The following is a 24,100-nucleotide window of genomic DNA, read 5'->3' on the forward strand; positions in this document are numbered from 1 at the left end:
CCGGTCGAGCGGTCGCGGTCGAGCGGTCGCGGTCAAGCGGTCGCCGGTCGAGCGGTCGCGGTCAAGCGGTCGCCGGTCGAGCGGTCGCGGTCGAGCGGTCGCGGTCGAGCGGTCGGCGGCCCGGCACCGCCCGCCCGGCCGGCGAAGCGGTGTCAGCGGCCCGCCACCGCCTGCTTGATCAGCGTCTTGCCGAAGTCCCACATCAGGCCGCCGCCGCTGTGCGCGTCGTCCATCACGGCGGTGAAGGCCTCCACGAACCGGTCCACGTCGGACTCGTCGATGATCAGCGGCGGGATGAGCTTGATCACCTCCAGGTGGTCGCCGGAGACCTGGGTGAGGATCCGGTGCCGCTGGAGCAGGGGTACGACCACCATCTGCGCGAACAGTCCCTTGCGCGCGGCCTGGAGCATGGTCCAGCGGCTGCGCAGCCCCAGCGACGACGGCCTGCCGAACTCGATGCCGATCATCAGGCCCCGGCCGCGGACGTCGGCGAGCAGTTCGTACTTGTCGATCAGCGCCGTCAGCCGTGACTTCAGCAGGTCGCCGGTCCTGCGCACCCCGGCGACGATCTGCTCGTTCTCCATGACCGACAGCACGGCGAGGCCGCAGGCCATCGCCTGGGCGTTGGAACCGAAGCTGGCCGAGTGGACCAGGACCCGGTCCATGGACGAGTAGACCTTCTTGAAGATCCAGTCCTTGCCGAGGGTGGCGCCGACCGGGACGTAGCCGCCGGACAGGGCCTTGGCCACACACACCAGGTCCGGTTCCACTCCGTCCTCGTGCTGGTAGGCGTAGAAGTCGCCGGTCCGGCCGAGTCCGGTCTGCACCTCGTCGGCGATGAGCAGCGCCTTGTGGCGGTGCAGCAGCTCCTGGGCGGCGCGCAGATAGCCGGGCGGGGCCTCGTACACGCCCTTGCCCTGGATCGGCTCGACGATCAGGGCGGCGACGTCACCCTTCCTCAGCTCCCTCGCAAGGGCGTCGAGATCGCCGAGGGGGACGGCGGTGTCGGGCAGCAGCGGGGCGAACCCGTCGCGGAAGCCGTCCTCGCCGTTGACCGAGAGCGAGCCGGTGGTCAGGCCGTGGAAGGCGTGGTCGCAGTAGAGGACGCGCGGCCTGCCGGTGGCGTACCGGGCGAACTTCAGGGCCGTCTCGACGGCCTCGGTGCCGCTGTTTCCGAAGAACACCCGGTCCAGGTGCGGGCTGTGGGCGAGCAGCCGTTCCGCGAGCAGGCCCGGCAGCGGCTGGCAGTCGAACCGGGTGAGGTCGGCGAGGCCGAGGTCGAGGACGTCGTGCAGCGCCCTGCGGACGACCGGGTGATGGCGGCCCAGGCCCATCACCCCGAACCCGGCGAGCATGTCCAGGTGGTCGTTGCCCTCCGCGTCGAAGAAGTGGGCGCCCTCCGCGTGCTCGTAGACCTTGTCGAAGCCGATGGTGTGCAGCATGCGCGGGAGTTGCGCGTTGAGGTACTTCGTGTGCAGCTCGTAGCGCTCGGCTCCGCGCTCGGCGAGCAGGGCGCCGAGGTCGAACTCGGTGGTCATGCGTTCTCCTTGGCTGTGCCGTCCGCGTCCCTGACGGCCAGGCTGGCGCTGATCCGCCCGGCGATCTCGACGGGCGTGAGGCCGATGTCGGCCAGTACCTCGCCGCGCTTGGCGTGCGCGAGGAACTGCTCCGGGATGCCGAACCGCCGTACCGGCACGTCCACGTCGGCGTCACCGAGGGCCAGCGCGACGGCCGAACCGACGCCCGCGGCACGGCTGTTGTCCTCCACCACGGCCACCAGCCGGTGTTCGGCCGCCAGGCCCGGCAGGGCGGGGTCGACGGGCTTGACCCAGCGCGGGTCGACCACCGTGCAGTCGATCCCGCGGGCCTGCAGCAGCTCGGCGGCCTGCAGGCACACCGGTGCCATCGCGCCGACGGCCACCAGGAGCACCTCTGGGTTCCCGGCGCGATGGAGGACGTCCATACCGCCCACGCGGTCGACGGCCGGGATCCGCGGGCCGACGGACTCCTTCGGGAAGCGGACCATGGTGGGCGCGTCGTCCACGGCGACGGCCTCACGCAGCTGGGCGCGCAGCTGGGCGTCGTCGCGCGGGGCGGCGATCCGCAGGCCCGGCACCACCTGGAGGAGCGACATGTCCCACATGCCGTTGTGCGACGCGCCGTCCACTCCGGTGACGCCCGCCCGGTCCAGCACGAAGGTCACCCCGCAGCGGTGCAGGGCCACGTCCATCAGCAACTGGTCGAAGGCGCGGTTGAGGAAGGTGGCGTAGACGGCGACGACCGGGTGCAGGCCGCCGGTCGCGAGGCCGGCCGCGGAGACGGCCGCGTGCTGCTCGGCGATGCCCACGTCCCACACCCGGTCGGGGAAACGTTCGGCGAATCCGCCCAGACCCACGGGGTGCAGCATGGCCGCCGTGATCGCGACGACGTCCTGTCGTTCCTCCCCGATGCGCACCATCTCGTCACCGAACACCGAGGTCCAGGACGGCCCGCCGGAGGGTACGAGGGGGGCGCAGGTGAGCGGGTCCATCACGCCCACGGTGTGGAAGTGGTCCTCCTCGTGGGCGAGGGCGGGCTCGTAGCCGCGGCCCTTCTCCGTGAGGCAGTGGACGAGGACCGGGCCGTGGAACCGTTTCGCCCGGCGCAGCGCGGACTCGACGGCGCCGATGTCATGGCCGTCGATCGGGCCGACGTATTTCAGGCCCAGGTCCTCGAACATGCCCTGCGGGGCGAAGGCGTCCTTGAAGCCCTTCTTCGCGCCGTGCAGGGACTCGTAGAGCGTGGAGCCGACGACCGGGGTCCGCAGCAGCAGGTCCTTGCCCCAGGCCAGGACCTTCTCGTAGCCGTCCGTCGTGCGCAGGGTGGCCAGGTGGTTCGCCAGGCCGCCGATGGTCGGGGAGTACGACCGCTCGTTGTCGTTGACGACGATGATCAGCGGCCGGTCCTTGGCGGCCGCGATGTTGTTGAGCGCCTCCCAGGCCATGCCGCCGGTCAGCGCGCCGTCGCCGATGACCGCGACGACGTGGCCCTTCTCCCCCTGCACCTGGTGGGCCTTGGCGAGGCCGTCGGCCCAGCCGAGCGCGGTGGAGGCGTGGCTGTTCTCGATGACGTCGTGCTCGGACTCCTCGCGCGAGGGGTAGCCGGACAGACCGCCTTTGGAGCGCAGCTTGGAAAAGTCCTGACGGCCCGTCAGCAGCTTGTGCACGTAGCTCTGGTGGCCGGTGTCCCACAGGATGCGGTCGACCGGCGACTCGAAGACCCGGTGGAGCGCGACGGACAGTTCCACCACTCCCAGGTTGGGTCCGAGGTGACCGCCGGTCCTCGCCACGGCGTGCACCAGGAACTCACGTATCTCGGCGGACAGTTCCACGAGTTCCGCCTCGGACAGCGCCTTCAGGTCGCGTGGTCCGCGGATCGTCTCCAGAATGGTCACGCTCGGGCCCCCTCTAGGTCCGTTCCCTGCCTCAACTCGACTGTTCTGCCGGGCGCCTCGGCTCGGCGAGCTTCATGGCCTCCTCGATGAGGGCCTCCACGATCTCGGACCCGGGGACGGTCCTGACGACGTCGCCCCTGACGAGGATCTGACCCCTGCCGTGGCCCGGGGCGACGCAGCACGACCGGGTCGTTGTGCTCCACCGAGATCTCGATGTCCCGGAAGTCGTGCTCCTCGAAGAGGGACGCCTCCCACATCGGCCGCACCGACGCCGGGGTCCGCCCCCGACCGCCACCGGCCCGCCGCCGATCCGCCGCGGCCGACGGCGCGGCGCGACGGGACGGGCCGGTACCTCGGGAACGCCCGAGGGGACGGCGGTCATGGCGTCAGTCGCGGTTTCCCGAGACGGTCTCGCGCAACGCCCGCAGCGACTCCTTCAGTGAGCCCATGGTGGCGAGGACGGCGGTGGGCTCGTAGCCGCAGTGCGCCATGCAGTTGTCGCAGCGCGGGTCCTTGCCGCGGCCGTACTTGTCCCAGTCGGTGTCCTCGACCAGCTCGCGGTAGGTCGGCACATATCCGTCGCTCATCAGGTAGCAGGGGCGCTGCCAGCCGAAGAGGGAGTAGTTCGGGATCGCCCATGCCGTGCACGGGAAGTCGACCTTGCCCTCGAGGAAGTCCAGGAAGAGCGGGGAGTGGTTGAGTCGCCACTTCCTGCGGTTGCCGCCGGCGAAGGCCTTCTTGAACAGCTCGCGGGTCTGCTCGACGCCCAGGAAGTGCTCCTGGTCGGGCGCCTTCTCGTAGGCGTAGGCGGGCGAGATCATCATCTCGTCGACCTTGAGGTCGTCGTTGAGGAAGTTGAGCACCTCGATGACGGTCTGCGGGGTGTCGGTGTTGAAGAAGGTGGAGTTGGTGGTCACCCGGAAGCCGCGCCGCTGGGCCTCCTTGATCGCCTCCACCGCCTCGTCGAACACACCCTCCTTCGCCACGGACTCGTCGTGCCGCTCGCGCAGTCCGTCGATGTGCACGGCGAAGGCGAAGTAGGGCGAGGGCGTGAACTTGTCGATCTTCTTGCGCAGCAGCATCGCGTTGGTGCACAGGAAGACGAACTTCCGCTTCGCCACCAGCTGGCGCACGATCTCGTCGATCTGTGGGTGCATCAACGGTTCGCCACCGGCGATGGACACCATCGGCGCACCGGACTCCAGCACCGCTCCCACGGCCTGGGCGACCGGCATGCGCTGCTTGAGCACACCGGCCGGATGCTGGATCTTGCCGCAGCCCTCGCACTTGAGGTTGCAGGCGAACAGCGGCTCCAGCTCGACGATGAGCGGGAACTTGTCCCGCTTGCGGAGCTTCTGTTCGGCCAAATAAGTAGCGACCTTGACGGACTGACGCAACGGCATGGCCATCTGGCTCACCTCCGGGGGAGCAACAAAGATCGGTGCCATTCGAAAAATGCGGGAAGAACGGAACGAAGGACACGGAAGGCTGATATTCCACCGCGTACCGTGCCGATCCGGACGAGCTCATGTTCAGGAGCGTCCACCACCACCCGTACGGCCGCAACCGTGCGAACGCCCGCGCGGACGGCGGCCAGGAGCGTGGCCGCCGACTCCATGTCGACCGCGATCGCGCCGGTCGCCCGCAGATCGGACCGCTCCACGCCCCGGACCACATGGTCGGAGCCGGTGAGCGGGCCGGTGTGGACGGTGCGTCCGGGCAGGACGCGGGTGAGTTCCTTGACCAGCAGATCGGAAGCCACGCACGGGACGGTCCCGCGCGGGTCCCGGGTCTCCTCGGCGACGACCAGGTCGCCGGGGTGCATCCCGGGGGCGAGTCCGGCACAGAAGCCGGTGGCCAGGACGGCGGCTCCGGCGAACGCCGGGGCCGCCAGCCGGCCCGTGATGGAGCGTTCCGCCGCCCGGGGACCCATTCCCGTGCGGACGACGGTGTACGGCCCGCCGGCACCGCCGCGGTCGCCGGTACGCAGGGCGAGGTGCTCGATGCCGAGCGCGCAGGCGATCAGCAGCGGGGCCGGAACGGGCCGCTTGCTCAAGTCAGCTCCTCTCGGCCTTCGCGGGAACCTTCTCGGCCCTGGCGAGCAGCTTGCGCTCGAACGGGTCGCCGTGCAGGTACCGGCCGAGCGCGGTGAGCGGGAACACCTGCCGGTACAGGTGGTAGTTGATGGAGAAGTCCCAGGGGAAGCCGGTGCCGGTGAAGTACGGCTCGTCCCAGGAGCCGTCCGGGCGCTGGGTCTCGGCCAGCCACCGGATCCCGCGCTCGACGGCCCTGGACCCCGCCTCCCCCGCCGCGAGCAGCGACATCAGCGCCCACGCGGTCTGCGAGGCGGTGGAGGCGCCGCGGCCGCTCCACTCCTTGACGTGCCGGTAGGAGCGCAGGTCCTCGCCCCAGCCGCCGTCGTCGTTCTGCACGCTCTCCAGCCAGGTCACCGCGCGCCGGATCGCCGGGTGGGAGCCGGGCAGGCCGGCCGCGGTGAGCGCGGGCACCACCGAGCCCGTGCCGTAGATGTAGTTGACCCCCCAGCGGCCGAACCACGAACCGTCCGGCTCCTGTTCGGCGAGCAGCCAGTCGATGCCGCGCCGGGTGCGCGGGTGGTGGGCGAGGCCCTCGGCGGCGAGCATCTCGACCACGTGCGCGGTGACGTCCGCGGACGGCGGGTCGATGACCTCGCCGAAGTCGCAGAACGGCAGCCGGTTGGGGAACGGGCTGGTGTTGTCGACGTCGAAGGCGCCCCAGGCGCCGTTCTTCGACTGCATCCCCAGGTTCCAGCGCACCGCCCGGCCGATGGACCGGTCGACGCGTTCGGGGTCGTGGTGCCTGACCCGGCGCAGCGCGAGGGCGACCTCGGCGGTGTCGTCGATGTCCGGGTAGTTGTCGTTGTGGAACTCGAACGCCCAGCCGCCGGGCGGGAGTCCGGGCCGCTTCACGGCCCAGTCGCCGGGGCGGACGATCTCCTCGCCCAGCATCCAGTCGGCCGCCTTGACCAGTTGCGGATGGTCGGCGGGCAGGCCGGCGTCGACGAGTGCGATGGTGGCGAGGCAGGTGTCCCAGACCGGGGACTGACAGGCCTCGATCATCCGGGAGCCGTCCTCACGCCAGATGGCGAAACGGTCCAGCGAGGCGAGGCCCTCGCGCATCACCGGATGCTCGAGGTCGTAGCCGAGCAGGTACAGGGCGATCACCGAGTACACGGCCGGGGGCTGGATGCCGCCCCAGCAGCCGTCGTTCTCCTGCCGTTCGATGATCCAGCGGGCCGCGGAGTTCATCGCGGCCTTGCGGAGTCTGCGCGGCGCGACCTTGCGCAGCCGGTGCAGCGCCTTGTCCAGACGCTGGAAGGCGCCGTCCCAACTGGCCACGGGGGCCAGCGGTTTGACCGGGTTGGGCCGGGCCGGATCGGTGTGCAGCTCGTCCAGCGGGAAGGGCGCCGGGCGGACCGGGCGCTTGGCCGAGACGATGGTGAGCGGCACGATGGTCTGCCGGGCCCAGCACCCGAAGTCGTAGATGTTGAGCGGCATCCAGGTGGGGAACCAGATCAGCTCCGGCGGGAGTTCGGGCAGGTCCTCCCACTTCCACCAGCCGAACAGGGCGAGCCAGATCCGGGTGAAGACCCGGGCGGCGGCGATGCCCCCGCGCTCGCGGACCCAGGCCGAGGCCCGCGCCATGTGCGGGTCGTCCGGCGCGTCGCCGGCCAGGCGCAGGGCGACGTACGCCTCGACGGTGGCGGACAGGTCGCCGGGCCCGCCGTAGAAAGTGGCCCAGGTGCCGTCGGCGCGCTGCTCGCCGCGGATGAACTTGGCGGCGGCCTCGGTGGTCGACGGCTCGAGGATGCCCAGGAACTGGCGGAGCAGCAGGTCCTCGGCGTCCATGGTGACGTTCGTCTCCAGGTCGCCCTTCCACCAGCCCTGGGCGTCCTGCAGGGCGAGCAGGTGGTCGGTGGCGCGCCTGGCGGCGCGAGCGGCGGCTTCTTGTACCCCGGTCGCCTCGGGGGTGATGAGGGTGGTGTCGCTGGCCGCGGCTGCGCGAGGCGGCAAGGTCGCCCCGGTGCTTCCGTCGGTCGTCGCTGTCATGGCTTCCCCTTCGTGCAGTCGTGCGAGTCGTGCTGCTGTGGGTCCGCCGTCGGCCGGTGTCCTGCGTCCCTGGGCCCTCGGCTGCCCGGACGGAAACCGAGAGCGCGGGACAGGCACCGGCCGGCGACTACGCGAGGTGTGTCGAGCCGATAGTGATCATCTCTTTCGTACGACGACGAAGTCGGCGAGCGCGGTGAAGGAGGCCCGCACCCGGTCGGGCATGTCGACGGCGTCGAGGGCTTCGAGGGCGATGGCGTACTGGCGGCGGGCTTCCCCGGCCGTCCACTCGCGGCCGCCGGCCTCGTCGATGAGGGCGGCACGGGCGGCGAACTCCTCCTCGGAGAAGCTCGCGAAGTCGCTGCTCTTCGCATCGGCGGCGAGGATCTCGCCGAGCCGCTCGGAGGCGGAGCCGCCCGCGGCGAGCGCGGCCACCACCGGCAGGGACTTCTTACGCTGGCGCAGGTCGCTCCAGGTCTGCTTGCCGGTGGCGCCGGGGTCGCCCCAGATGCCGAGGAGGTCGTCCACGGCCTGGAAGGCGAGGCCCAGGTGGTAGCCGTACTTCTCCAGGGCGTCGGCGGTGCGGTCGCCGGCGCCGCCGAGGACGGCGCCGATGGAGCTGGAGGCGGCGAGCAGCGCGCCGGTCTTGTTGCCCTCCATCTCCAGGCACTCCTCGACGCTGACGCGGTCGCGGTGCTCGTAGGAGATGTCCTGGGCCTGGCCGTCGATCAGCGCGCGGGTGGCGGCGGTCAGCCGGCGGGTGGCACGGCCGGCCTCGACGGTGCCGATCTCCAGCAGGATCTCGTTGGCGAGCGCGAACAGGGCGTCGCCGACCAGGATGGCCTGGGCGGGGCCGTGCACCTTCCAGACCGTGTCGCGGTGCCGGCGCTGCTCGTCGCCGTCCATCAGGTCGTCGTGCAGCAGCGAGAAGTTGTGGACGAGTTCGACGGCGACGGCACCGGGGATGCCCACCTCGGGCCTGGCGCCGGTGACCTCGGCGGAGAGGACGGCGAGCGCGGGGCGCACGGCCTTGCCCCCGTCGCCGTCGGCCGGGTTGCCGGCGGCGTCGATCCAGCCGAAGTGGTAGGCGGCGACGGTGTCCATGGGAGGCGCCAGGCGGTCGACGGCCGCACGCAGCACCGGTGTGGACAGGGTCCGGCCGCGCTCCAGCAGCGCGGTCACGTCCACCGCGGCCCGTGGAGCGGGCGTCGAGGCCGGGGGCACAGTGGGCACAGTCTCTCCTCTTGTTGCGGTACCGGTGGTGCGGGGGCCCGCCGCGCGCTGATCGAGCATCAGGCCGCCTCCTCGAACGCGAAGAGACGGCTCGGGCGGGGCCGGCCCAGGGCGCTCAGCGCGGCGTCGGCCGCGCTCACTCCACTGCGGACCGCACTCTCCATGGTCGCGGGCCACCCGGTGGCGGTCCACGCTCCGGCCAGGTACAGGCCGGGGGCCTTGGTGCGGGCGCCGGGCCGCAGCCGCCCGACGCCGGGGGTGGGGGCGAACGTGGCCGTGCGCTCCCTGGTCACGAAGAAGTCCTCGACCACGGCGGCGCGGGTACCGGGGATCAGTCGTTCCAACTCGGGGAGGTAGCGCTCGCGCAGGTCGGCGACCGGCGTGTCGATCTCGTCCTGGGCGGCCGACTGGGACAGAGCGAGGTACTGCCCCGCCCGTCGCCCGCCGCCGCCCTCGGCCGGCGGCCCTCCGGGGCCGCCTCTCGACAGCCCGGAGGCGTCGGTGCGGTCGAAGACCCACTGCACGGGGCTGCCGAGGGCCGCGAAGAACGGTTTCGCGAGCACCTTGCGGTCGTAGACGACGTGGACGTTGAGGATCGGCGCCACGCCGATCTCCAGCAGCCTCTCGGGGGCGTCCAGGGCGCCGGGCGGCAGCAGATCGTGGGTCTCGCGCTGCGGTACGGCGAGGACGACGACGTCGGCCTGAAGACGTTCGCCGGGAACCTGAACGCTCCAGCCGCCGTTCTCGTTCACAGAGACGGAGGTGACGCGTGTACGGACCTCGGTACGCACGCCCGCGGAGTCGAGCGCCTTGCGGGCCAGCCGGTCGTGCAGTTCGCCCAGCGGGACGTGGGCCCAGCCGATGTCGGCCGCTCCCGGGTCGGACAGCAGACCGGTCTTGAACACCATCGCGGCGAGCCCCAGCGAGGCGTCGCCCGCGACCGCGTTGAGGGTGGCGACCCCGACCAGGTCCCATAGGGCCTCGACGGCGCGCGCCGACTGGCCGTGTGCGGCCAGCCAGCTGCCGAAGTCCTGTGCGTCCAGGGCCGGATCGGTGAGGTCGAGTGCCTTGAGCGCGAGCGCGGCCCGCCCGACCGCGGCACGCTCGGCGAGCGAGAGGTGCGGATAGCCGGCCAGGCTGCGCCCCAGGTGGAGGGGGACGGGCAGCGGGTCGCGCCGCAGCCTGCCGAGCCGCCTGCCCGGGGGCTTGGCGGCGTCCACGACGGGCACGTCCAGGCGGTCCTGCAGCGGTGCCAGCGCCGCGCCCTCGATCCGGTCGAGGAACCAGCGGTAGGCGGTGCAGCAGCGCAGGTACACGTGCTGGCCGTTGTCGACGGTCAGGTCGCCGCGCTGGAAGGAGAAGGCGAGGCCGCCCAGCCTGGGCCTGCCTTCGAGCAGGGTCACCCGGACTCCCGCGTCGGCCAGTGCGAGCGCCGCGGTGATGCCGGCGAGGCCACCGCCGACCACCACGGCACTGCGCCCGGTCGCCGGCGGGGTGCCGTCCTGCGCCTGCGCGGGGCGCGCGCCGTCGCTCATCGTGCGTCCTTCCCTGCATGCCGGACGTGCTGGTTGAACGGTGCACGCCCGGCTGTCGCAGTCAGGGACGCCACGCCGCAGCGAAGGGTTGCCCGGCGCGCGCCGGCCGGTTCGGACGGGCCCATCAAGCGCGCCTCCTGACGGGCCGCCGGGAGACATGCCGGGTGTCCAGGCCGGACAGACCGCGCACGGCGACGTAGGCCTTCTCGCGTCCGGGCAGCGAGACCCGGCCGCGCAGCACCGCCTCCGGGTCGCGCTCGATGCGGTCCAGCAGCCGGCGGTAGATGCCGGCCATGGCGGCCACGCAGGCGCCGCTGCGCCGGTCGAGCATGGGCAGCAGCCGGTAGCCCTCGGCGAAGAGGGCGCGGGCCCGGCGAACTTCGAAGTGCACGAGGCCGGCGAAGTCGGAACCCTCCGGCGGGACCGGCCGGTCGAACCCGGCCGAGCAGCCGAACTTGGCGAGGTCGTCGGCGGGCAGGTACGTACGGCCGCCCTGGGCGTCCTCGCGGACGTCCCGCAGGATGTTGGTCAGCTGCAGCGCGAGACCGAGCGTGTCGGCGTACTCGGGTGCCCGCTCGGCGCCGCGCGCGCCGGGTTCGGTGCCGAACACGCCGAGCGAGAGGCGGCCGATGGCACCGGCGACACACCGGCAGTAGACCTTCAGGTCGTCCCAGGTCTCGTAGGCCTCTGGGCGTACGTCCATCTGGACGCCGTCGATCAGCTCGTCCAGGCCGCCGAGCGGGATCGGGAAAGCGCGTGCTGCATGGGTGAGGGCGACGGCCACCGGGTCCGTGTCGTCCTCCTCGACCTCGTCCTCCCGGATCCGGGCGAGCAGCGCCCGGGTGTCGGCCAGCCGCGCCAGCTTGACGTCGTCGGCCAGGTCGCCGTCGCCGATGTCGTCCACGCGCCGGGAGAACGCGTACAGCGCCGACATGGCGCGGCGCTTGGCCGACGGCAGCAACCGGATGCCGTAGGCGAAGTTGCGGGCCTGCTGCCCGGTGACGGCCTCGCAGTAGCTGTAGGCGGCGAGTACCGGTGCGGACACGTGCGGCGGAGAATCCACGGTCCGGATCACCCCTCTCCTCGCAGGATCACGCCCGCCTCACGCAGCAACTGGACCTTGCCGGGTCTGGGCGGGCCGGGAAGTACGTCGTAGTCGGCGGCGGCGATCGCCCGGATCGCCGCCCTCCCCCCCGCCACGAACCCCGCGAGCAGCAGCTTCAGCCTGCCGTGGACGCTACCCACCAGGGGGGCGCCTTCATTCAGCAGATCGCGGGCGCGTTGCGCCTCGTATGCAACCAGGGCGCGCACCGATGCGCCCGTGGTTTTCGCGGTGAGGTCCGTTTCCTGGACGTGGAAGCGCTTCATGTCCTCTGCCGGCAGATAGATGCGGTCGCGGCGAAGGTCCTCGGCGACGTCCTGGAGGTGTTCCACGATCTGCAGGCCGGTGCAGACGGCGTCGGACAGCCGGATCCGCTCCGGGGTCGAGGTACCGGTGACGGCGAGGACGAGGCGGCCGACGGGGTTGGCGGACAGTTCGCAGTAGGCGACGAGGTCGTCGTAGGTCTCGTACCGGGTGACGAGCTGGTCCTGGCGGTTGGCGGCGATCAGGCCGTGGAACGGCCCGGGAGTGAGGCGGCGGCGGCGGACGGTGGGCTGCAGACGGCGCAGCAGGGGGTGGTGCGGGGTGCCGTCGAAGACGCGGCGCAGGTCCGACTCGAGGGCGTCGAGGAGGACCAGGCTGTCTTCGGCCTCGGCGGCCGACACGCCGAGCAGGCGGGCGTCGGCACCGCCGGGGGCGAGGTCGCCGTCGCCGATGTCGTCCACGAGGCGGGCGAAACCGTAGACGGCCATGAGGTCGTCGCGCCAGGCCCGGGGCAGAAAGAAAGGGGCGACGGGGAAGTTCTCGCTCGTGGCCTTGTCGAGTGTGGCGCGTTCGGGGTCCGGCGCCGCGCCGGCGGCCGTCATCGGGCGCTGCCCGGGGCGTGGACGGCACACGCTGCGTTGAGCTGGGGAGTTTCCGTCGCCATTGCCGTCACATCTCCCGTTCTACACTGCCGACCCAATACACACTATTTCGGACACGCCGCCCGGCATTGCGTGGGGCCGCCCCCGATGGAGGGTGTCGCGCATTATCGCCCCACTTGCCGCTTTCCGGCACCGGTACAGCTTACGTTGTACAACGCAGCAAGGACCGTCGGGGTGTCCTGCACATCACAACAACACACCGATTGGCTTCAAGATTCCTTACAGCAGCAGGAGTTGACGTTTCCTTTGCAGACGCAGGGCCCCGCCGGACGGTTTCCGGCGGGGCCCTGGCCGAAATGGGCTACTTGCCCGTGAACTTCTCGTATTCCTTCAGGACCTCGTCCGTCGGCCCGTCCATGCGCAGTTCGCCGCGCTCGAGCCAGAGCACACGGTTGCAGGTGTCGCGGATCGACTTGTTGTTGTGACTGACCAGAAAAACGGTTCCGGCCTCCTTGCGCAGTTCGCGGATGCGCTCCTCCGAGCGCTTCTGGAACTTGCGGTCGCCCGTGGCCAGCGCCTCGTCGATCATGAGGACGTCGTGGTCCTTGGCCGCGGCGATGGAGAACCGCAGGCGTGCCGCCATACCCGAGGAGTAGGTGCGCATCGGAAGTGTGATGAAATCGCCCTTTTCATTAATGCCGGAAAAGTCGACGATGTCCTCGTAACGCTCCTTGATCTGCTCCCGGGACATCCCCATGGCGAGACCGCCCAGGATGACGTTGCGCTCGCCGGTGAGGTCGTTCATCAGGGCCGCGTTCACACCCAGCAGGGACGGCTGGCCGTCGGTGTACACCTTGCCCTTCTCCGCGGGCAGCAGCCCGGCGATGGCCCGCAGCAGGGTGGACTTGCCGGAGCCGTTGGAGCCGATCAGCCCGATTGCCTCGCCGCGGTAGGCCACGAAGGAGACGCCGCGCACGGCGTGCACCTTGCGCACCCCGCGCTGTTCGCCGCGCTTCAGGATCCGGCTGAGGGCGGCCGTCGCGCTGCCCTTGCCGGTCTTGGCGCCGTTCACCCGGTAGACGATGTGCAGTTCGTCCGCGATGACCGTCGGGCGCCGGTCCTGGTTGCTCTGCTCAGCCACGGCCGTACCGCTCCTCCGCCTTCCAGAAGTACACGAAGCCGCCCGCGAAGACGGCGACCGCCCAGAACAGGGCGATGGCCCACACGTGCGGCGGCAGGTTCGAGGCACCGTATCCGTCGATCAGCGCGAACCGCATCAGGTCCATGTAGACCGCGGCCGGGTTGACCTGGAGCACCCGGACGATCCACTCGGGGCGCCCCTCCAGCATGTTGCCGATCGAGAACATGACGCCGGAGGCGTACATCCACGTGCGCAGGAGGAAGGGCATCAGCTGCGCCAGGTCCGGCGTCTTGGCGCCCAGGCGCGCCAGGATCAGCGCGAGCCCGGTGTTGAACAGGAACTGCAGCGCCAGCACGGGCAGGATCAGCAGCCAGGACATGCCCGGATAGCTGCCGAACCCGATCACCACCAGGAACAGCACGATCATGGAGAACAGCAGCTGCTGGAGCTGCTGCAGCGAGAAGGAGACGGGCAGCGAGGCGCGCGGGAAGTGCAGGGCGCGCACCAGGCCGAGGTTGCCGGAGATCGCGCGGACGCCCGACATGATCGAGCTCTGCGTGAAGGTGAACACGAAGACGCCCGTGACCAGGAACGGAATGTACACGTCCTGTGACATGCCGCGGCTGGCGTGCAGGATCAGGCCGAAGATGAGGTAGTACACGGCCGCGTTCAGCAGCGGCGTGGCCACCTGCCAGAGCTGGCCGAGCTTGGCCTGGCTGTACTGCGCCGTCAGCTTCGCCTGGGAGAAGGCGAGGATGAAGTGGCGCCGTCCCCACAGCTGACGGACGTACGCCCCGAGCGAGGGCCGGGCGCCGCTCACGGAGAGCCCGTACTTGGCGGCGAGATCGGCCGCCGTCAGTCCCCCGTCGGGCGACGGGGCGGCGGTCACCGCGACCGTACCGTCGTGCGTGGTCTCACTCACAGGTGGATACTTTCGTCTTCGGGTTCGTCTGCTTCGGCGCCGCCGCAGCGGCGAGCGCGCGTTCACGAGTCGTTCGGCGGTCTGCGACCTCTCTCAGGTCGAGCTTGTCAGATCACCGGAGGCCGGCCCAGCCGGGTGAGCCGCCACACCGTGCGCCAGCGCATCGGGCGGCGGGGGCCGCACTCGTTCGCCCAGCCCTCCCTGAAGCCGCCGAACCAGGCCTTCAGGGCCGGCCGGGAGGGGCGGCGGAGCAGGGTGAGCAGCATCCAGACCCCGAGATAGACCGGGATCAGGAGGGCGGGGAGGTTGCGGCGGGCCAGCCACACGCGGTTGCGGGCGACCATGCGGTGGTAGACCGCGTGCCGCGAAGGGGCGGTCGTGGGGTGGTACAGCACCATGTCGGACCGGTAGTCGATCATCCAGCCCGCGTCGAGGGCCCGCCATGCCAGGTCGGTTTCCTCGTGGGCGTAGAAAAATGCGTCCGGCAGTGCGCCGACTTCGGCGAAGACGCGGGTGCGGACGGCGTTGGCGCCGCCGAGGAAGGTGGTGACCCGGGAGGAGCGCATCGGGTCGGAGGCGCGCAGCCGGGGCACGTGCCGGCGCTGGGTCTCGCCGGTCTCGGGGTCGGCGATGCGGAAGCTGATGATGCCGAGCTTCGGGTCGGCCGCGAAGGCCTCGCGGCACAGCTCGGCGGTGTCGTGCCGGGCGAGCAGGCCGTCGTCGTCGAGGAAGAGCAATATGTCGACATCACGGCCGCCGGGGCCGAAGGCCTCTATGCCGACGTTGCGGCCGCCGGGGATGCCCAGGTTCTCGGGCAGCTCGATGGTCCGCACGCCCTCGGGGACGTCCGGGACGGGCGAGCCGTTGCCGACGACGACCACCTCGACCCGCTCGCCGTCCTGCTTGGCGACGGAGTCGAGCAGGGCCCGCAGCTCCTCGGGCCGGTTGCCCATGGTGATCACGACGGCGCCGACGCGCAGGGGCGCGCTCATCGCAGCCTGCTGGAGGCGAGGATGGACACCAGGTGCAGCAGGGTCTGCAGCAGGGCGATGCCGGCCAGGACGGCGGTGCCCAGGCGGGTGAAGAAGAGGTCCCCGCGGATCTGGTCCACGATCGCGAGGAGCACGATCAGCAGCGAGGCCTCGATGCCGAGGATGAGCCGGTGGAACTTCAGCGCGGCGGCGGCCCGGCGGGCCAGCGCCATGCCCGAGGAACGCGGCTCGGCGGCCGCCTCCTGCACCGGCGGCTTGCCGGTCTGGTGGCGGGCGACCCCGACGAGGTCGGTCTCGGCCTTGATCAGGATGGCGCCGAGCGCGGCGAGGGTGCCGAGGAAGGCCCACAGCCAGTCGATACGGCCGCCGCCCCACAGGTCGGCCGCGCGCAGGCCGAGGCCGACCAGCACGGCCGCGTCGGTCAGATAGGCGCCCACGCGGTCCAGGTAGACACCGGCGAGCGAGTACTGCTTCCGCCAGCGGGCGATCTCGCCGTCGACGCAGTCCAGCAGCAGGTACAGCTGGGTGGCGACCACACCGAGGACGGCGCCCCAGACCCCGGGCACCAGCAGGGCCGGGGCCGCGAGCACGCCGCACACGGTCATCAGGTACGTGAGCTGGTTGGGCGTGACCCTGGTGTCGACCAGGTAGCGGTCGACGCGCAGGGACACCTCGCGCATGTAGAGGCGTCCCGCCCAGTGCTCACCGCTGCGCCGGTCCTTCACCCCGGCGGGGTGGACGACCGGACGGAGTTCAGCTACCGATGGCCTTGACATAGTCGGCGTAGATGTCCTTGATCTGGTTCGGCTTGAGGTCGAGGTGCTCGAGGATCGTGTAGCGGCCGGGCCTGGTCTCCGGGGCGAACTCCACGGCGCGGACGAACTCGTCCACGGTGAAGCCGATCTCCTCGGGCAGCACCGGAAGCCCGTGCCGGCGCAGCACCTCGGCCGTGTACGCCGACTCCTCGTGGGCGCCGCGCAGATACATCGCGAAGGCCGCGCCCAGGCCGCACTGCTCGCCGTGGGCGGCCGCCCGCTTGGGGAACAGCAGGTCGAAGGCGTGGTTGATCTCGTGGCAGGAACCGGAGGAGGGGCGGGAGTCACCGGACACCGACATCGCGATGCCGCTGAGCACCAGCGCCTCGGCCAGCACCTGGAGGAACTCGTTGTCGCCGATCCCGCCCGGGTGCCGGAGCACGGCCTCGCCGGCCTGCCGGGCCATCGCCGCGGCCAGACCGTCGATCTTCTCGCCGTTGACGCGGTTCGCCAGCTCCCAGTCCGCGATCGCGTTGATGTTGGAGATCGCGTCGCCGATGCCGGCCCGCACGAAGCGCGCCGGGGCCTCGCGGATCACGTCCAGGTCGATGACGACCGCGATCGGGTTGGGCACGCCGTAGGAGCCGCGGCCCGCGTCGTTGTCGAGCGTGGCGACCGGGGAGCACAGGCCGTCGTGGGCGAGGTTGGTCGGGACGGCGACCAGCGGCAGGCCGACGCGGGCCGCCGCGAACTTGGCGCAGTCGATGATCTTCCCGCCGCCGAGGCCCACGACCGCGTCGTAGCGGCCGGACTTCATGTCGCCGGCCAGCCGGATGGCGTCGTCCAGGGTGCCGCCGCCCACCTCGTACCAGGTGGCTCCGGGCAGCGAGGGCGCGATGCGCTCGCGCAGCCTGGCGCCCGAGCCGCCGCTGACGGCGACCGCGAGCCGGCCGGACTGCGCGATCCGCTCGTCGGCGAGGACGCATCCCAGGTCGTCGAGGGCACCCGGGCGGATGTCCACGACGACGGGCGAAGGGATGAGCCGGGTCAGTACTGGCATGCGATCTCCCGGCCGCGCGCGAGGTCGTCGTGGTTGTCGATCTCGACCCACGTGACGTCGCCGATCGGCGCAACATCGATCTTGAAGCCCCGGTTCACCAGCTCCTGGTAACCGTCCTCGTAGTACAGCTGGGGGTCCCGCTCGAAGGTCGCCCGCAGCGCGTCGGCCAGCTCCTCGGCCGCGTCGCCCTCGATCAGCGTGACGCCGATGTACTCGCCCGTCGCCTCGGCCGGGTCCATCAGCTTGGTGATCTTCTGAACGCCCTTGTCCGGGTCGACGACGACCTTCATCTCCTCGTCGGCCAGGGACTTCACGGTGTCCAGCGCGAGGATGATCCGCTTGCCCTCGCCCCGCGCGGCGAGCAGCGTCTGCTCGACCGACACCGGGTGCACGGTGTCGCCGTTGGCGAGGATGACGCCGTCCTTCAGCGCGTCACGGCCGCACCACAGGGAGTAGGCGTTGTTCCACTCCTCGGCCTTGTCGTTGTCGATCAGCGTGATCTTCAGGCCGTACTTCTGCTCCAGGGCCGCCCGGCGCTCGTACACGGCCTCCTTGCGGTAACCGACGATGACCGCGACCTCGGTCAGACCCACCTCGGCGAAGTTGCCCAGGGTCAGGTCGAGAACCGTGAGCGAGTCCTGCGCGCCCTCGGGTCCGACCGGCACCAGAGCCTTGGGCAGGGTGTCGGTGTAGGGGCGCAGACGCCGCCCGGCGCCGGCCGCCAGCACGAGGCCGATCATGCGGTTTCTCCTTCATCGTGTACGGCGGGCGCCCCAGCGGACACCCAGAAGCGGATGCTCTCGACGAGCACCAGCACGGCGACGGCCACGGCGAGCACCGTGAGCGCGACCTTGAACTGAGAAGCGGTGAGCACCGCGGCGAGAACTGCGATCAGCAGTGTCCGCCCCTCGTGCCCTCCGACCGCGCGCACCAGCCAGGCTGGCGGCGCTCCGGCGTCGCCGCGGATGCGGTACACCGTGTCGTAGTGATGGTAGGCGACGGCGGCCACCAGGCCGAAAGCCGCAGGGAGGGCACCGTTCACCCCGGCTTTGCCGGCCAGCGCGAGGACGGTGCCGTACTCGGCGGCCCGGAAGATCGGGGGTACGAGCCAGTCGAGGGCGCCCTTGAGCGGGCGGGCGACGGCCAGGGCCGAGGTGACGACGTACACGAGGGCGCCGAGGACCGGCAGGTAGCCGCCGAAGCCGGTCAGGGCCGAGCCGGCCACGACGGCGGTGCCGCCCAGCAGTGCCACGGCCGGCACGGCGAGGCCGGGCAGCCCCCTCCCGGCCACCCGCCCGACGGCCTCGGCGAGCGGGCCCGAGTCGGCGAGGTCGGCCAGGGCCCGGGCCGCGCGGTCGGTACGCCGGGCCTTGCGGGTCACCGAGCGCAGCACACGGCCGGCCGTGGTGTAGGCCGCGGCGAGAGCGCAGCCGACGAGGAGCACGTAGAAGGTGACGCGCGGGGTCGTGGCGGCGGTCAGGATCGCGATCAGCGCCCAGCGCTCGCCGATCGGCAGCACGATCATGCGGCGTACCCAGACCGTCCAGCCGACGCTGTCGAGCCTGTCGGAGAGGGCGGCGGTGGGGCTGGTGTTGGCTGCGGCGTCGTGATTGGCCTCGTTGAACGAGAAGTCCACCACGTGCCGGCAGCTCTGCAGGATCATCGCGGCGAGCGCCAGGGCCCAGACGTCGTCGCCGCCGCGGGCCGCGCCGAGGGCGAGGCCGGCGTAGTAGGCGTACTCCTTGGCCCGGTCGAAGGTGGCGTCGAGCCAGGCGCCGAGCGTGGAGTACTTCAGGGCGTAGCGGGCGAGCTGGCCGTCGGTGCAGTCGAGCACGAACGACGCGATCAGCAGGGCGCCGGCCGCGACGAACCCGCCCCGGGTGCCGGTGGCCGCGCAGCCCGCCGCTATCAGGGCGGTGAGTAGCGAAGCCGTGGTGACCTGGTTCGGGGTCAGGCCACGGCGGGCGCACCAGCGGGCGAGGTAGCGCGAGTACGGGCTGATGAAGAACGTCGTGAAGAACCCGTCGCGGGACTTCACGGCCGACTTCAGGCGTACCGCCTCGTCGTCGACGGCGGCGACGGACTGCCGGGCCTCGTTGCGGGCCTGCGGGTCGGCGGGGACGGCGGCGACCAGGCTGCCCAGCTCGGGCCGGTGCACCGCGCCGCCGTCGACGTCGACGTCGAGCGCGGTGGCGATGCGGTCGGCGAGGCTGTCCACGGCGAGTGCCGTGCCGCCGCTCGCCGACGTCTCGCGGGCCAGGGCCCGGGTCAGCGCCTGCCGGGCGGCCGGCTGGGCGGTGACGGCGCCGGGGACCGCGGCGAGCGGGAAGCGGGGGTCGGTCAGGCCGAGGCGCAGGGTGTGCAGGTGGCCGACGAAGCGGGCGTCGACCAGGGCCACGCGGTCCGCGGCGGGCGTGGCGGCGACCAGGGTCTCGGCCTCGGCGGCGCCCGCTGCCACCTGCACGTCGAAGCCGAGCGTCCGCAGATCGCTCTCGAGCGACGATCCGGGGACCGGCAGACCGGTGACGATGGCGGTCGGCAACCGAACTCACTCCCTGGGTGCCGGCGCGCGGGCGCCGGTCTTCGTGCGTGGTGGGGCGCCCTGCCTGCGGCACCCGGGCGGCATGTCGGCGAAGGCTATCGGATGGTGCGGAGCCCGTGTTCACCGCCCGTTCACGGCCCGGTCCACGGGGGCTGCCCCGGCCTTTGCCGCGATCATCATCGGTGATCCGGGGCCCGGCCCACAAACCCACGGAGCAGACCCGGGCATCCGGGACACCCCTCGGGCCCGGGCCGCGCACGGACGTCATGGGGCACACGGGCGCGGCGGGGCGTACGGGCCGTGGGGGGCCGGCGCATGAACCGTGGGAGCGCACGGGCTTGGCGGGGCGCACGGGGTTCGCGGCACAAGGCTTCGCGCGGCGCAGGGCTTCGCTGGGCGCAGGGCTTCGCTGGGCGCAGGGCTTCGCTGGGCGCAGGGCTTCGCGCGGCACACGGGCGCTCCGTGGCCCGGTGGAACGACGGCGACCTGGTCGCGGCCCGCAGGGCCCACGACAGGCGGCGGCGGGCGCGGGGCGCCGGGCGCGGGGGCGCCGGGCGCGGGGGCGCCGGGCGCGGGGCGCGCGTCACCGCCCTGACCTGCGTAACGTTTCCGCAGGTCAGGGCACATGACAACGGTGTTCAGTGCCGCGTTGCCCGATACCCCCCGCCCGTAGTTGACTGGCTGCCTGACGGCACACGGAAGGGCGGTAGGTCATGGGGGCAGGGCACGACCACGGGCACGCGCACTCGCACGCGCCGCCCACGGGTACGGCCGCGGCCGCGTACCAGGGCCGGCTGCGCATCGCGCTGGGCATCACGCTCACGGTCATGGTGGTCGAGATCATCGGCGGTCTGGTCGCGGACTCGCTCGCGCTGATCGCGGACGCGGCGCACATGGCGACCGACGCGGTGGGCCTCGCCATGGCGCTGCTGGCGATCCACTTCGCGAACCGCCCGGCGAGCACCAACCGCACCTTCGGCTACGCCCGCGCCGAGATCCTGGCCGCACTGGCCAACTGCCTGCTGCTGCTCGGCGTCGGCGGGTACGTCCTCTTCGAGGCCATCGAGCGGTTCGTCACGCCCGCGGACACCCGGGGCGGCCAGATGATCGTGTTCGGCCTGGTCGGCCTGGTCGCCAACACGATCTCGCTCACCCTGCTGATGCGCGGGCAGAAGGAGAGCCTGAACGTGCGCGGCGCCTTCCTCGAGGTGGCCGCCGACGCGCTCGGCTCGGTGGCGGTGCTGATCTCCGCGACCGTGATCCTCACCACCGGCTGGCAGGCGGCCGACCCCGTCGCCTCGCTGGTGATCGGCCTGATGATCGTGCCGAGGACGTGGAAGCTGCTGCGCGAGACGCTGGACGTGCTGCTGGAGGCGGCCCCCAAGAACGTCGACATGGCGGAGGTCCGGGCGCACATCCTGGCGCTGGACGGCGTGGAGGACGTGCACGATCTGCACGCCTGGACGATCACCTCGGGCATGCCCGTGCTCTCCGCTCACGTCGTGGTCAGCTCCGAGGCGCTGAACGCCATCGGCCACGAGAAGATGCTGCACGAACTGCAGGGCTGCCTGGGCGACCACTTCGACGTGGAGCACTGCACCTTCCAGCTGGAGCCGGGCGGCCACGCCGAGCACGAGGCCCGGCTGTGCCACTGACCGTGCGTACTGCCGTTCGGGCCTCCTGGGCGGTTCCGGACCGCGAGCCGCGGGCACGGTGATCCACCGGATCCCGCTTCCGGTGCCGCGCCGCGCGCGGACGTGCCGGGAAGTGCCGGGAGTGCCGGATTCGTACGGCAGACTTGGGGGGCGAAGACCGAGGCGAAGGATGGGTATGCCGATCACACCTGCCACCGCGACGCACAGCTCGTCGAAGGGCACCGAAGAGGCGATTCTGCTGGAACTGGTCGACGAGAAGGGCGTGACGACCGGAACGGCGGAGAAGCTCGCCGCCCACCAGCCGCCGGGACAGCTGCATCGCGCGTTCTCGGTGTTCCTCTTCGACGAGCAGGGCCGGCTGCTTCTCCAGCAGCGGGCGCTCGGCAAGTACCACTCCCCCGGTGTGTGGTCCAACACCTGCTGCGGCCACCCCTACCCGGGCGAGGCACCCTTCGCGGCGGCGGCCCGGCGCACCTTCGAGGAGCTGGGCGTGTCCCCGTCACTGCTGGCGGAGGCGGGCACGGTCCGCTACAACCACCCGGACCCGGCCTCGGGCCTGGTGGAGCAGGAGTACAACCACCTGTTCGTCGGCCTGGTGCAGGCTCCGCTCGCGCCCGACGAGGAGGAGGTCGGCTCGACCGCCTTCGTCACGGCGGCCGAGCTGGCGGAGCGGCACGCCCGGGACCCGTTCTCGGCCTGGTTCATGACCGTCCTGGACGCGGCCCGTCCGGCGGTCAGGGAGCTGACGGGCCCGTCGGCCGGCTGGTAGGCCGCCGCGCGTCGCTACGTGAGGAGGGCGGGCTCGAGCGGCAGGGCGGCCCAGATCACCTTGCCGCCGCTCGCCGTGTGCTCCATGTCGATCACCCCGCCCGCCTCCCGGGCGACCTCGCGGACCAGGAGCAGTCCCCGGCCGCCCGTCTGGCCGTGGTCGGCCTCCAGGGCGGTCGGGCGATAGGGGTGGTTGTCCTCCACGGACACCCGTACCCATTCGGCTCCGACGGCCACCTCCACGGCCAGCATCGGCGACAGCAGCGCCGCGTGCCGTACCGCGTTGGTGACCAGTTCGGAGACGATCAGCAGCAGGCCGTGGACCAGGTCTTCCCCGACCGGCACGCCCTGACGCAGCAGCAGGTCGCGCACCGCGCGGCGCGCCTGCGGAACCGAGGCGTCCACGGCGGGCGCGGTGAACCGCCAGACCCCTTCGTACGGCAGTGGACCGGGCGGCCGCTCGGGGGCCCCCGCCGGGCCCGGGCCGTCCCCGCGCCCGTGGTCATCCATCGTCCGGTCGCCACCCTCGCGCTCGATTGTCACCACACGTCGAGTGTTGGTAACGATCCACCGTGTTCCGTCGGACTGAACAGAAGTCAGCGGGTATCGAGCGGTTTCTGATCGACTGCGTATGACATCGGCACGTGTGGGACTGTTCCTGCCTCCCGGACGCCGGTTCGCGAACTCTTCGGCTTGTAGGTGTTTGACCTGCCGGTGTGCCACCGCGAGCCGGGGAGCCGGCGGCAGGCGCCCGGGCAGGGCCGAACCGGGGTGGGGGGGCCGGGGCGGGGGGCGAGCCGGGCCGGGGCCGAACGGGGGCGGGGCTGCGGCTACGATCCGGATCATGGAGCCCCAGCTGTCGCACCAGGTCGCCGACTCCGTCGCCACCGTGGTCATCCGCCACCCGGCCAAGCGCAACGCCATGACGGCCGCGATGTGGCGAGCGCTGCCACCGCTGCTGGACCGGTTCGCGCGCGACCCGGACGTCCGGGTGCTGGTGCTGACCGGGGAGGGCGGGACCTTCTGTGCGGGCGCGGACATCAGCACGCTCCAGGGGGCCCCGCAGGAGGCGCAGGGGCTCGCGGTGGCGGCCGAGGAGGCGCTGGCCGGGTTCCCGAAGCCGACCCTCGCCGCGGTGCGCGGGCACTGCGTGGGCGGCGGGGCGCAGCTCGCCGCGGCCTGCGATCTGCGGCTGGCCGAGGAGGGCGCGCTGTTCGGGGTGACGCCGGCGCGCCTGGGCATCGTCTACCCCGCGTCCTCGACCCGGCGGCTGGTGTCGCTGGTGGGGCCGGCCGCCGCCAAGTACCTGCTGTTCACGGCCGAGTTGATCGACGCCGGGCGGGCGCTGCGCACCGGGCTGGTGGACGAGGTACTGCCGGAAGGCGAACTGGACAAGCGGGTCGCCGGGTTGGCCCGGGTCCTGGCGTCCCGCTCGCAGCTCACCCAGGCAGCGGCGAAGGAGTTCGCCAACGGCCGGAGCGACCGGGACGGGCACTGGGCGGAGCAGGCGCGCACGGGCGGCGACACCGCGGAGGGGGTCGCCGCCTTCCTGGAGCGCCGGCAGCCCCGCTTCACCTGGAGCGTGGCTACGACAGAATGAAGCGGCTGCGCCCGCGGAGTTCCGCGACGACGTGCGCGGGTGCCTTCCCCGGCGAGCCGGCGTCGTAGGGCGGCTGCGGATCGCACTCCGTGGCGAGCTGGACAACCTGGGCGTGGTCGTCGCCGGCGATCCTGTCCGGTCCTTCTCGGCGGGTTCCGCGATGGCCGCAACGACGGGTTTCCCACCTTTTCCGCCGTCGCGGGTTCCAGCGCGCTGTGCGGAGGTACCCGGTCCCCGTCTGGTCACCGGGATCAGGCGGAAAGGAGAGCAATTCGTGTTCCGCGCCATCGCTGACGTACTGCGGCAGATCGGCGGGGCCATCGCCACGGTGGTCACGCTGCCTTTCCGGGCGGTCGCCCGGCTGTTCGGCGGAGCTTCCTCCTCCGCCCGCGGGAGCCGGGCCTGAGGTTC

22 protein-coding genes and 2 pseudogenes are annotated in these 24,100 nt (G+C 71.8%); 4 read left to right on the forward strand and 20 right to left on the reverse strand.

Features of this window, described 5'->3' with window-relative positions; genetic code table 11:
- Positions 1-152: 152 nt before the first annotated feature.
- The 18 genes and pseudogenes from ACGFT2_RS05000 to ACGFT2_RS05085 form a co-directional block, all read right to left on the reverse strand.
- Entirely contained in the window at positions 153-1,538 is a 1,386-nt protein-coding gene (locus ACGFT2_RS05000) for an aspartate aminotransferase family protein (RefSeq protein WP_393273544.1), read from the reverse strand.
- A complete protein-coding gene (gene dxs, locus ACGFT2_RS05005) occupies positions 1,535-3,433 on the reverse strand; it encodes a 1-deoxy-D-xylulose-5-phosphate synthase (RefSeq protein WP_393273546.1) in 1,899 nt (632 codons plus the stop codon). Before dxs ends, ACGFT2_RS05000 begins: the two co-directional genes overlap by 4 nt.
- Positions 3,434-3,464: 31 nt before the next feature.
- A pseudogene (locus ACGFT2_RS05010) lies at positions 3,465-3,608 on the reverse strand (4-hydroxy-3-methylbut-2-en-1-yl diphosphate synthase); the annotation flags it as partial.
- A 211-nt stretch (positions 3,609-3,819) separates the two neighbouring features.
- Positions 3,820-4,842, reverse strand: a complete 1,023-nt coding sequence (gene hpnH, locus ACGFT2_RS05015) for an adenosyl-hopene transferase HpnH (RefSeq protein WP_393273548.1) — start codon at positions 4,840-4,842, stop codon at positions 3,820-3,822.
- Between the two features lie 5 nt (positions 4,843-4,847).
- Positions 4,848-5,489, reverse strand: a complete 642-nt coding sequence (locus ACGFT2_RS05020) for a 1-hydroxy-2-methyl-2-butenyl 4-diphosphate reductase (protein WP_393273550.1) — start codon at positions 5,487-5,489, stop codon at positions 4,848-4,850.
- Between the two features lies 1 nt (position 5,490).
- Complete coding sequence (shc, locus tag ACGFT2_RS05025) at positions 5,491-7,521, reverse strand: squalene--hopene cyclase (RefSeq protein WP_393273552.1); 2,031 nt, start codon at positions 7,519-7,521, stop codon at positions 5,491-5,493.
- Positions 7,522-7,677: 156 nt separating this feature from the next.
- Complete coding sequence (locus ACGFT2_RS05030; RefSeq protein WP_393273553.1) at positions 7,678-8,811, reverse strand: polyprenyl synthetase family protein; 1,134 nt, start codon at positions 8,809-8,811, stop codon at positions 7,678-7,680.
- A complete protein-coding gene (hpnE, locus tag ACGFT2_RS05035) occupies positions 8,811-10,286 on the reverse strand; it encodes a hydroxysqualene dehydroxylase HpnE (protein WP_393273555.1) in 1,476 nt (491 codons plus the stop codon). Before hpnE ends, ACGFT2_RS05030 begins: the two co-directional genes overlap by 1 nt.
- Complete coding sequence (locus tag ACGFT2_RS05040) at positions 10,283-10,411, reverse strand: DUF6380 family protein (protein WP_393273557.1); 129 nt, start codon at positions 10,409-10,411, stop codon at positions 10,283-10,285. Before ACGFT2_RS05040 ends, hpnE begins: the two co-directional genes overlap by 4 nt.
- Positions 10,411-11,361 (reverse strand): presqualene diphosphate synthase HpnD, encoded by a 951-nt coding sequence (hpnD, locus tag ACGFT2_RS05045; RefSeq protein WP_393273559.1) that lies wholly within the window; start codon positions 11,359-11,361, stop codon positions 10,411-10,413. The genes ACGFT2_RS05040 and hpnD overlap by 1 nt, the downstream gene beginning before the upstream one ends.
- The gene (gene hpnC, locus ACGFT2_RS05050; protein WP_393273561.1) at positions 11,358-12,254 is read right to left on the reverse strand and encodes a squalene synthase HpnC; all 897 of its coding nucleotides are present in this window, start codon (positions 12,252-12,254) and stop codon (positions 11,358-11,360) included. Before hpnC ends, hpnD begins: the two co-directional genes overlap by 4 nt.
- Before the next feature lie 361 nt (positions 12,255-12,615).
- Positions 12,616-13,395, reverse strand: coding sequence for an ABC transporter ATP-binding protein (locus tag ACGFT2_RS05055; protein WP_393273563.1), 780 nt, complete (start codon positions 13,393-13,395; stop codon positions 12,616-12,618).
- Positions 13,388-14,317, reverse strand: a complete 930-nt coding sequence (locus tag ACGFT2_RS05060; protein ID WP_393273565.1) for an ABC transporter permease — start codon at positions 14,315-14,317, stop codon at positions 13,388-13,390. Before ACGFT2_RS05060 ends, ACGFT2_RS05055 begins: the two co-directional genes overlap by 8 nt.
- A 107-nt stretch (positions 14,318-14,424) precedes the next feature.
- Positions 14,425-15,309 (reverse strand): glycosyltransferase family 2 protein, encoded by an 885-nt coding sequence (locus tag ACGFT2_RS05065; protein ID WP_393273567.1) that lies wholly within the window; start codon positions 15,307-15,309, stop codon positions 14,425-14,427.
- Positions 15,306-16,085: a CDP-alcohol phosphatidyltransferase family protein gene (locus ACGFT2_RS05070; protein WP_393273569.1), complete on the reverse strand. Its 780-nt coding sequence runs from the start codon at positions 16,083-16,085 to the stop codon at positions 15,306-15,308. The genes ACGFT2_RS05065 and ACGFT2_RS05070 overlap by 4 nt, the downstream gene beginning before the upstream one ends.
- Complete coding sequence (locus tag ACGFT2_RS05075; protein WP_393273571.1) at positions 16,063-17,124, reverse strand: iron-containing alcohol dehydrogenase family protein; 1,062 nt, start codon at positions 17,122-17,124, stop codon at positions 16,063-16,065. Before ACGFT2_RS05075 ends, ACGFT2_RS05070 begins: the two co-directional genes overlap by 23 nt.
- Positions 17,112-17,864: a sugar phosphate nucleotidyltransferase gene (locus ACGFT2_RS05080; RefSeq protein WP_393273573.1), complete on the reverse strand. Its 753-nt coding sequence runs from the start codon at positions 17,862-17,864 to the stop codon at positions 17,112-17,114. The genes ACGFT2_RS05075 and ACGFT2_RS05080 overlap by 13 nt, the downstream gene beginning before the upstream one ends.
- The gene (locus ACGFT2_RS05085; protein ID WP_393273575.1) at positions 17,861-19,666 is read right to left on the reverse strand and encodes a DUF5941 domain-containing protein; all 1,806 of its coding nucleotides are present in this window, start codon (positions 19,664-19,666) and stop codon (positions 17,861-17,863) included. The genes ACGFT2_RS05080 and ACGFT2_RS05085 overlap by 4 nt, the downstream gene beginning before the upstream one ends.
- 713 nt (positions 19,667-20,379) lie before the next feature.
- On the opposite strand from ACGFT2_RS05085, the gene ACGFT2_RS05090 reads away from it, so the two are divergent.
- Together ACGFT2_RS05090 and idi are read left to right on the forward strand one after the other, a co-directional pair.
- A complete protein-coding gene (locus tag ACGFT2_RS05090; RefSeq protein WP_393273577.1) occupies positions 20,380-21,321 on the forward strand; it encodes a cation diffusion facilitator family transporter in 942 nt (313 codons plus the stop codon).
- 175 nt (positions 21,322-21,496) lie between these two features.
- A complete protein-coding gene (gene idi / locus ACGFT2_RS05095; RefSeq protein ID WP_393273579.1) occupies positions 21,497-22,090 on the forward strand; it encodes an isopentenyl-diphosphate Delta-isomerase in 594 nt (197 codons plus the stop codon).
- Positions 22,091-22,104: 14 nt separating this feature from the next.
- Here idi and ACGFT2_RS05100 read toward each other — a convergent pair whose 3' ends face one another.
- A complete protein-coding gene (locus ACGFT2_RS05100; RefSeq protein WP_393273894.1) occupies positions 22,105-22,599 on the reverse strand; it encodes an ATP-binding protein in 495 nt (164 codons plus the stop codon).
- A 334-nt stretch (positions 22,600-22,933) separates the two neighbouring features.
- Here ACGFT2_RS05100 and ACGFT2_RS05105 point away from each other — a divergent pair, with 334 nt between their 5' ends.
- Positions 22,934-23,689, forward strand: a complete 756-nt coding sequence (locus tag ACGFT2_RS05105) for an enoyl-CoA hydratase/isomerase family protein (RefSeq protein WP_393273581.1) — start codon at positions 22,934-22,936, stop codon at positions 23,687-23,689.
- Here ACGFT2_RS05105 and ACGFT2_RS05110 read toward each other — a convergent pair.
- Positions 23,676-23,822 (reverse strand): annotated as a pseudogene (locus ACGFT2_RS05110) (DJ-1/PfpI family protein); the annotation flags it as partial. The gene ACGFT2_RS05105 and the pseudogene ACGFT2_RS05110 sit on opposite strands and share 14 nt — an antisense overlap.
- A gap of 141 nt (positions 23,823-23,963) precedes the next feature.
- Here ACGFT2_RS05110 and ACGFT2_RS05115 point away from each other — a divergent pair.
- Positions 23,964-24,095, forward strand: coding sequence for an LPFR motif small protein (locus ACGFT2_RS05115; protein WP_251095718.1), 132 nt, complete (start codon positions 23,964-23,966; stop codon positions 24,093-24,095).
- The last annotated feature ends 5 nt before the right edge of the window (positions 24,096-24,100 follow it).

The organism is Streptomyces sp. NPDC048514 (genome assembly GCF_043199955.1).
In the GTDB taxonomy this organism is placed as follows: Bacteria; Actinomycetota; Actinomycetes; order Streptomycetales; family Streptomycetaceae; genus Streptomyces.

Coding starts and splice junctions, on each gene's coding strand:
- ACGFT2_RS05100 (WP_393273894.1), bottom strand. CDS start 22,599: ATGGATGACCACGGGCGCGGGGACGGCCCGGGCCCGGCGGGGGCCCCC.
- hpnC (WP_393273561.1), bottom strand. CDS start 12,254: ATGACGGCCGCCGGCGCGGCGCCGGACCCCGAACGCGCCACACTCGAC.
- hpnE (WP_393273555.1), bottom strand. CDS start 10,286: ATGAGCGACGGCGCGCGCCCCGCGCAGGCGCAGGACGGCACCCCGCCG.
- idi (WP_393273579.1), top strand. CDS start 21,497: ATGCCGATCACACCTGCCACCGCGACGCACAGCTCGTCGAAGGGCACC.
- ACGFT2_RS05075 (WP_393273571.1), bottom strand. CDS start 17,124: ATGCCAGTACTGACCCGGCTCATCCCTTCGCCCGTCGTCGTGGACATC.
- shc (WP_393273552.1), bottom strand. CDS start 7,521: ATGACAGCGACGACCGACGGAAGCACCGGGGCGACCTTGCCGCCTCGC.
- ACGFT2_RS05105 (WP_393273581.1), top strand. CDS start 22,934: ATGGAGCCCCAGCTGTCGCACCAGGTCGCCGACTCCGTCGCCACCGTG.
- ACGFT2_RS05040 (WP_393273557.1), bottom strand. CDS start 10,411: ATGGGCCCGTCCGAACCGGCCGGCGCGCGCCGGGCAACCCTTCGCTGC.
- ACGFT2_RS05030 (WP_393273553.1), bottom strand. CDS start 8,811: ATGCTCGATCAGCGCGCGGCGGGCCCCCGCACCACCGGTACCGCAACA.
- ACGFT2_RS05090 (WP_393273577.1), top strand. CDS start 20,380: ATGGGGGCAGGGCACGACCACGGGCACGCGCACTCGCACGCGCCGCCC.
- ACGFT2_RS05070 (WP_393273569.1), bottom strand. CDS start 16,085: ATGTCAAGGCCATCGGTAGCTGAACTCCGTCCGGTCGTCCACCCCGCC.
- ACGFT2_RS05065 (WP_393273567.1), bottom strand. CDS start 15,309: ATGAGCGCGCCCCTGCGCGTCGGCGCCGTCGTGATCACCATGGGCAAC.
- ACGFT2_RS05080 (WP_393273573.1), bottom strand. CDS start 17,864: ATGATCGGCCTCGTGCTGGCGGCCGGCGCCGGGCGGCGTCTGCGCCCC.
- hpnH (WP_393273548.1), bottom strand. CDS start 4,842: ATGGCCATGCCGTTGCGTCAGTCCGTCAAGGTCGCTACTTATTTGGCC.
- ACGFT2_RS05000 (WP_393273544.1), bottom strand. CDS start 1,538: ATGACCACCGAGTTCGACCTCGGCGCCCTGCTCGCCGAGCGCGGAGCC.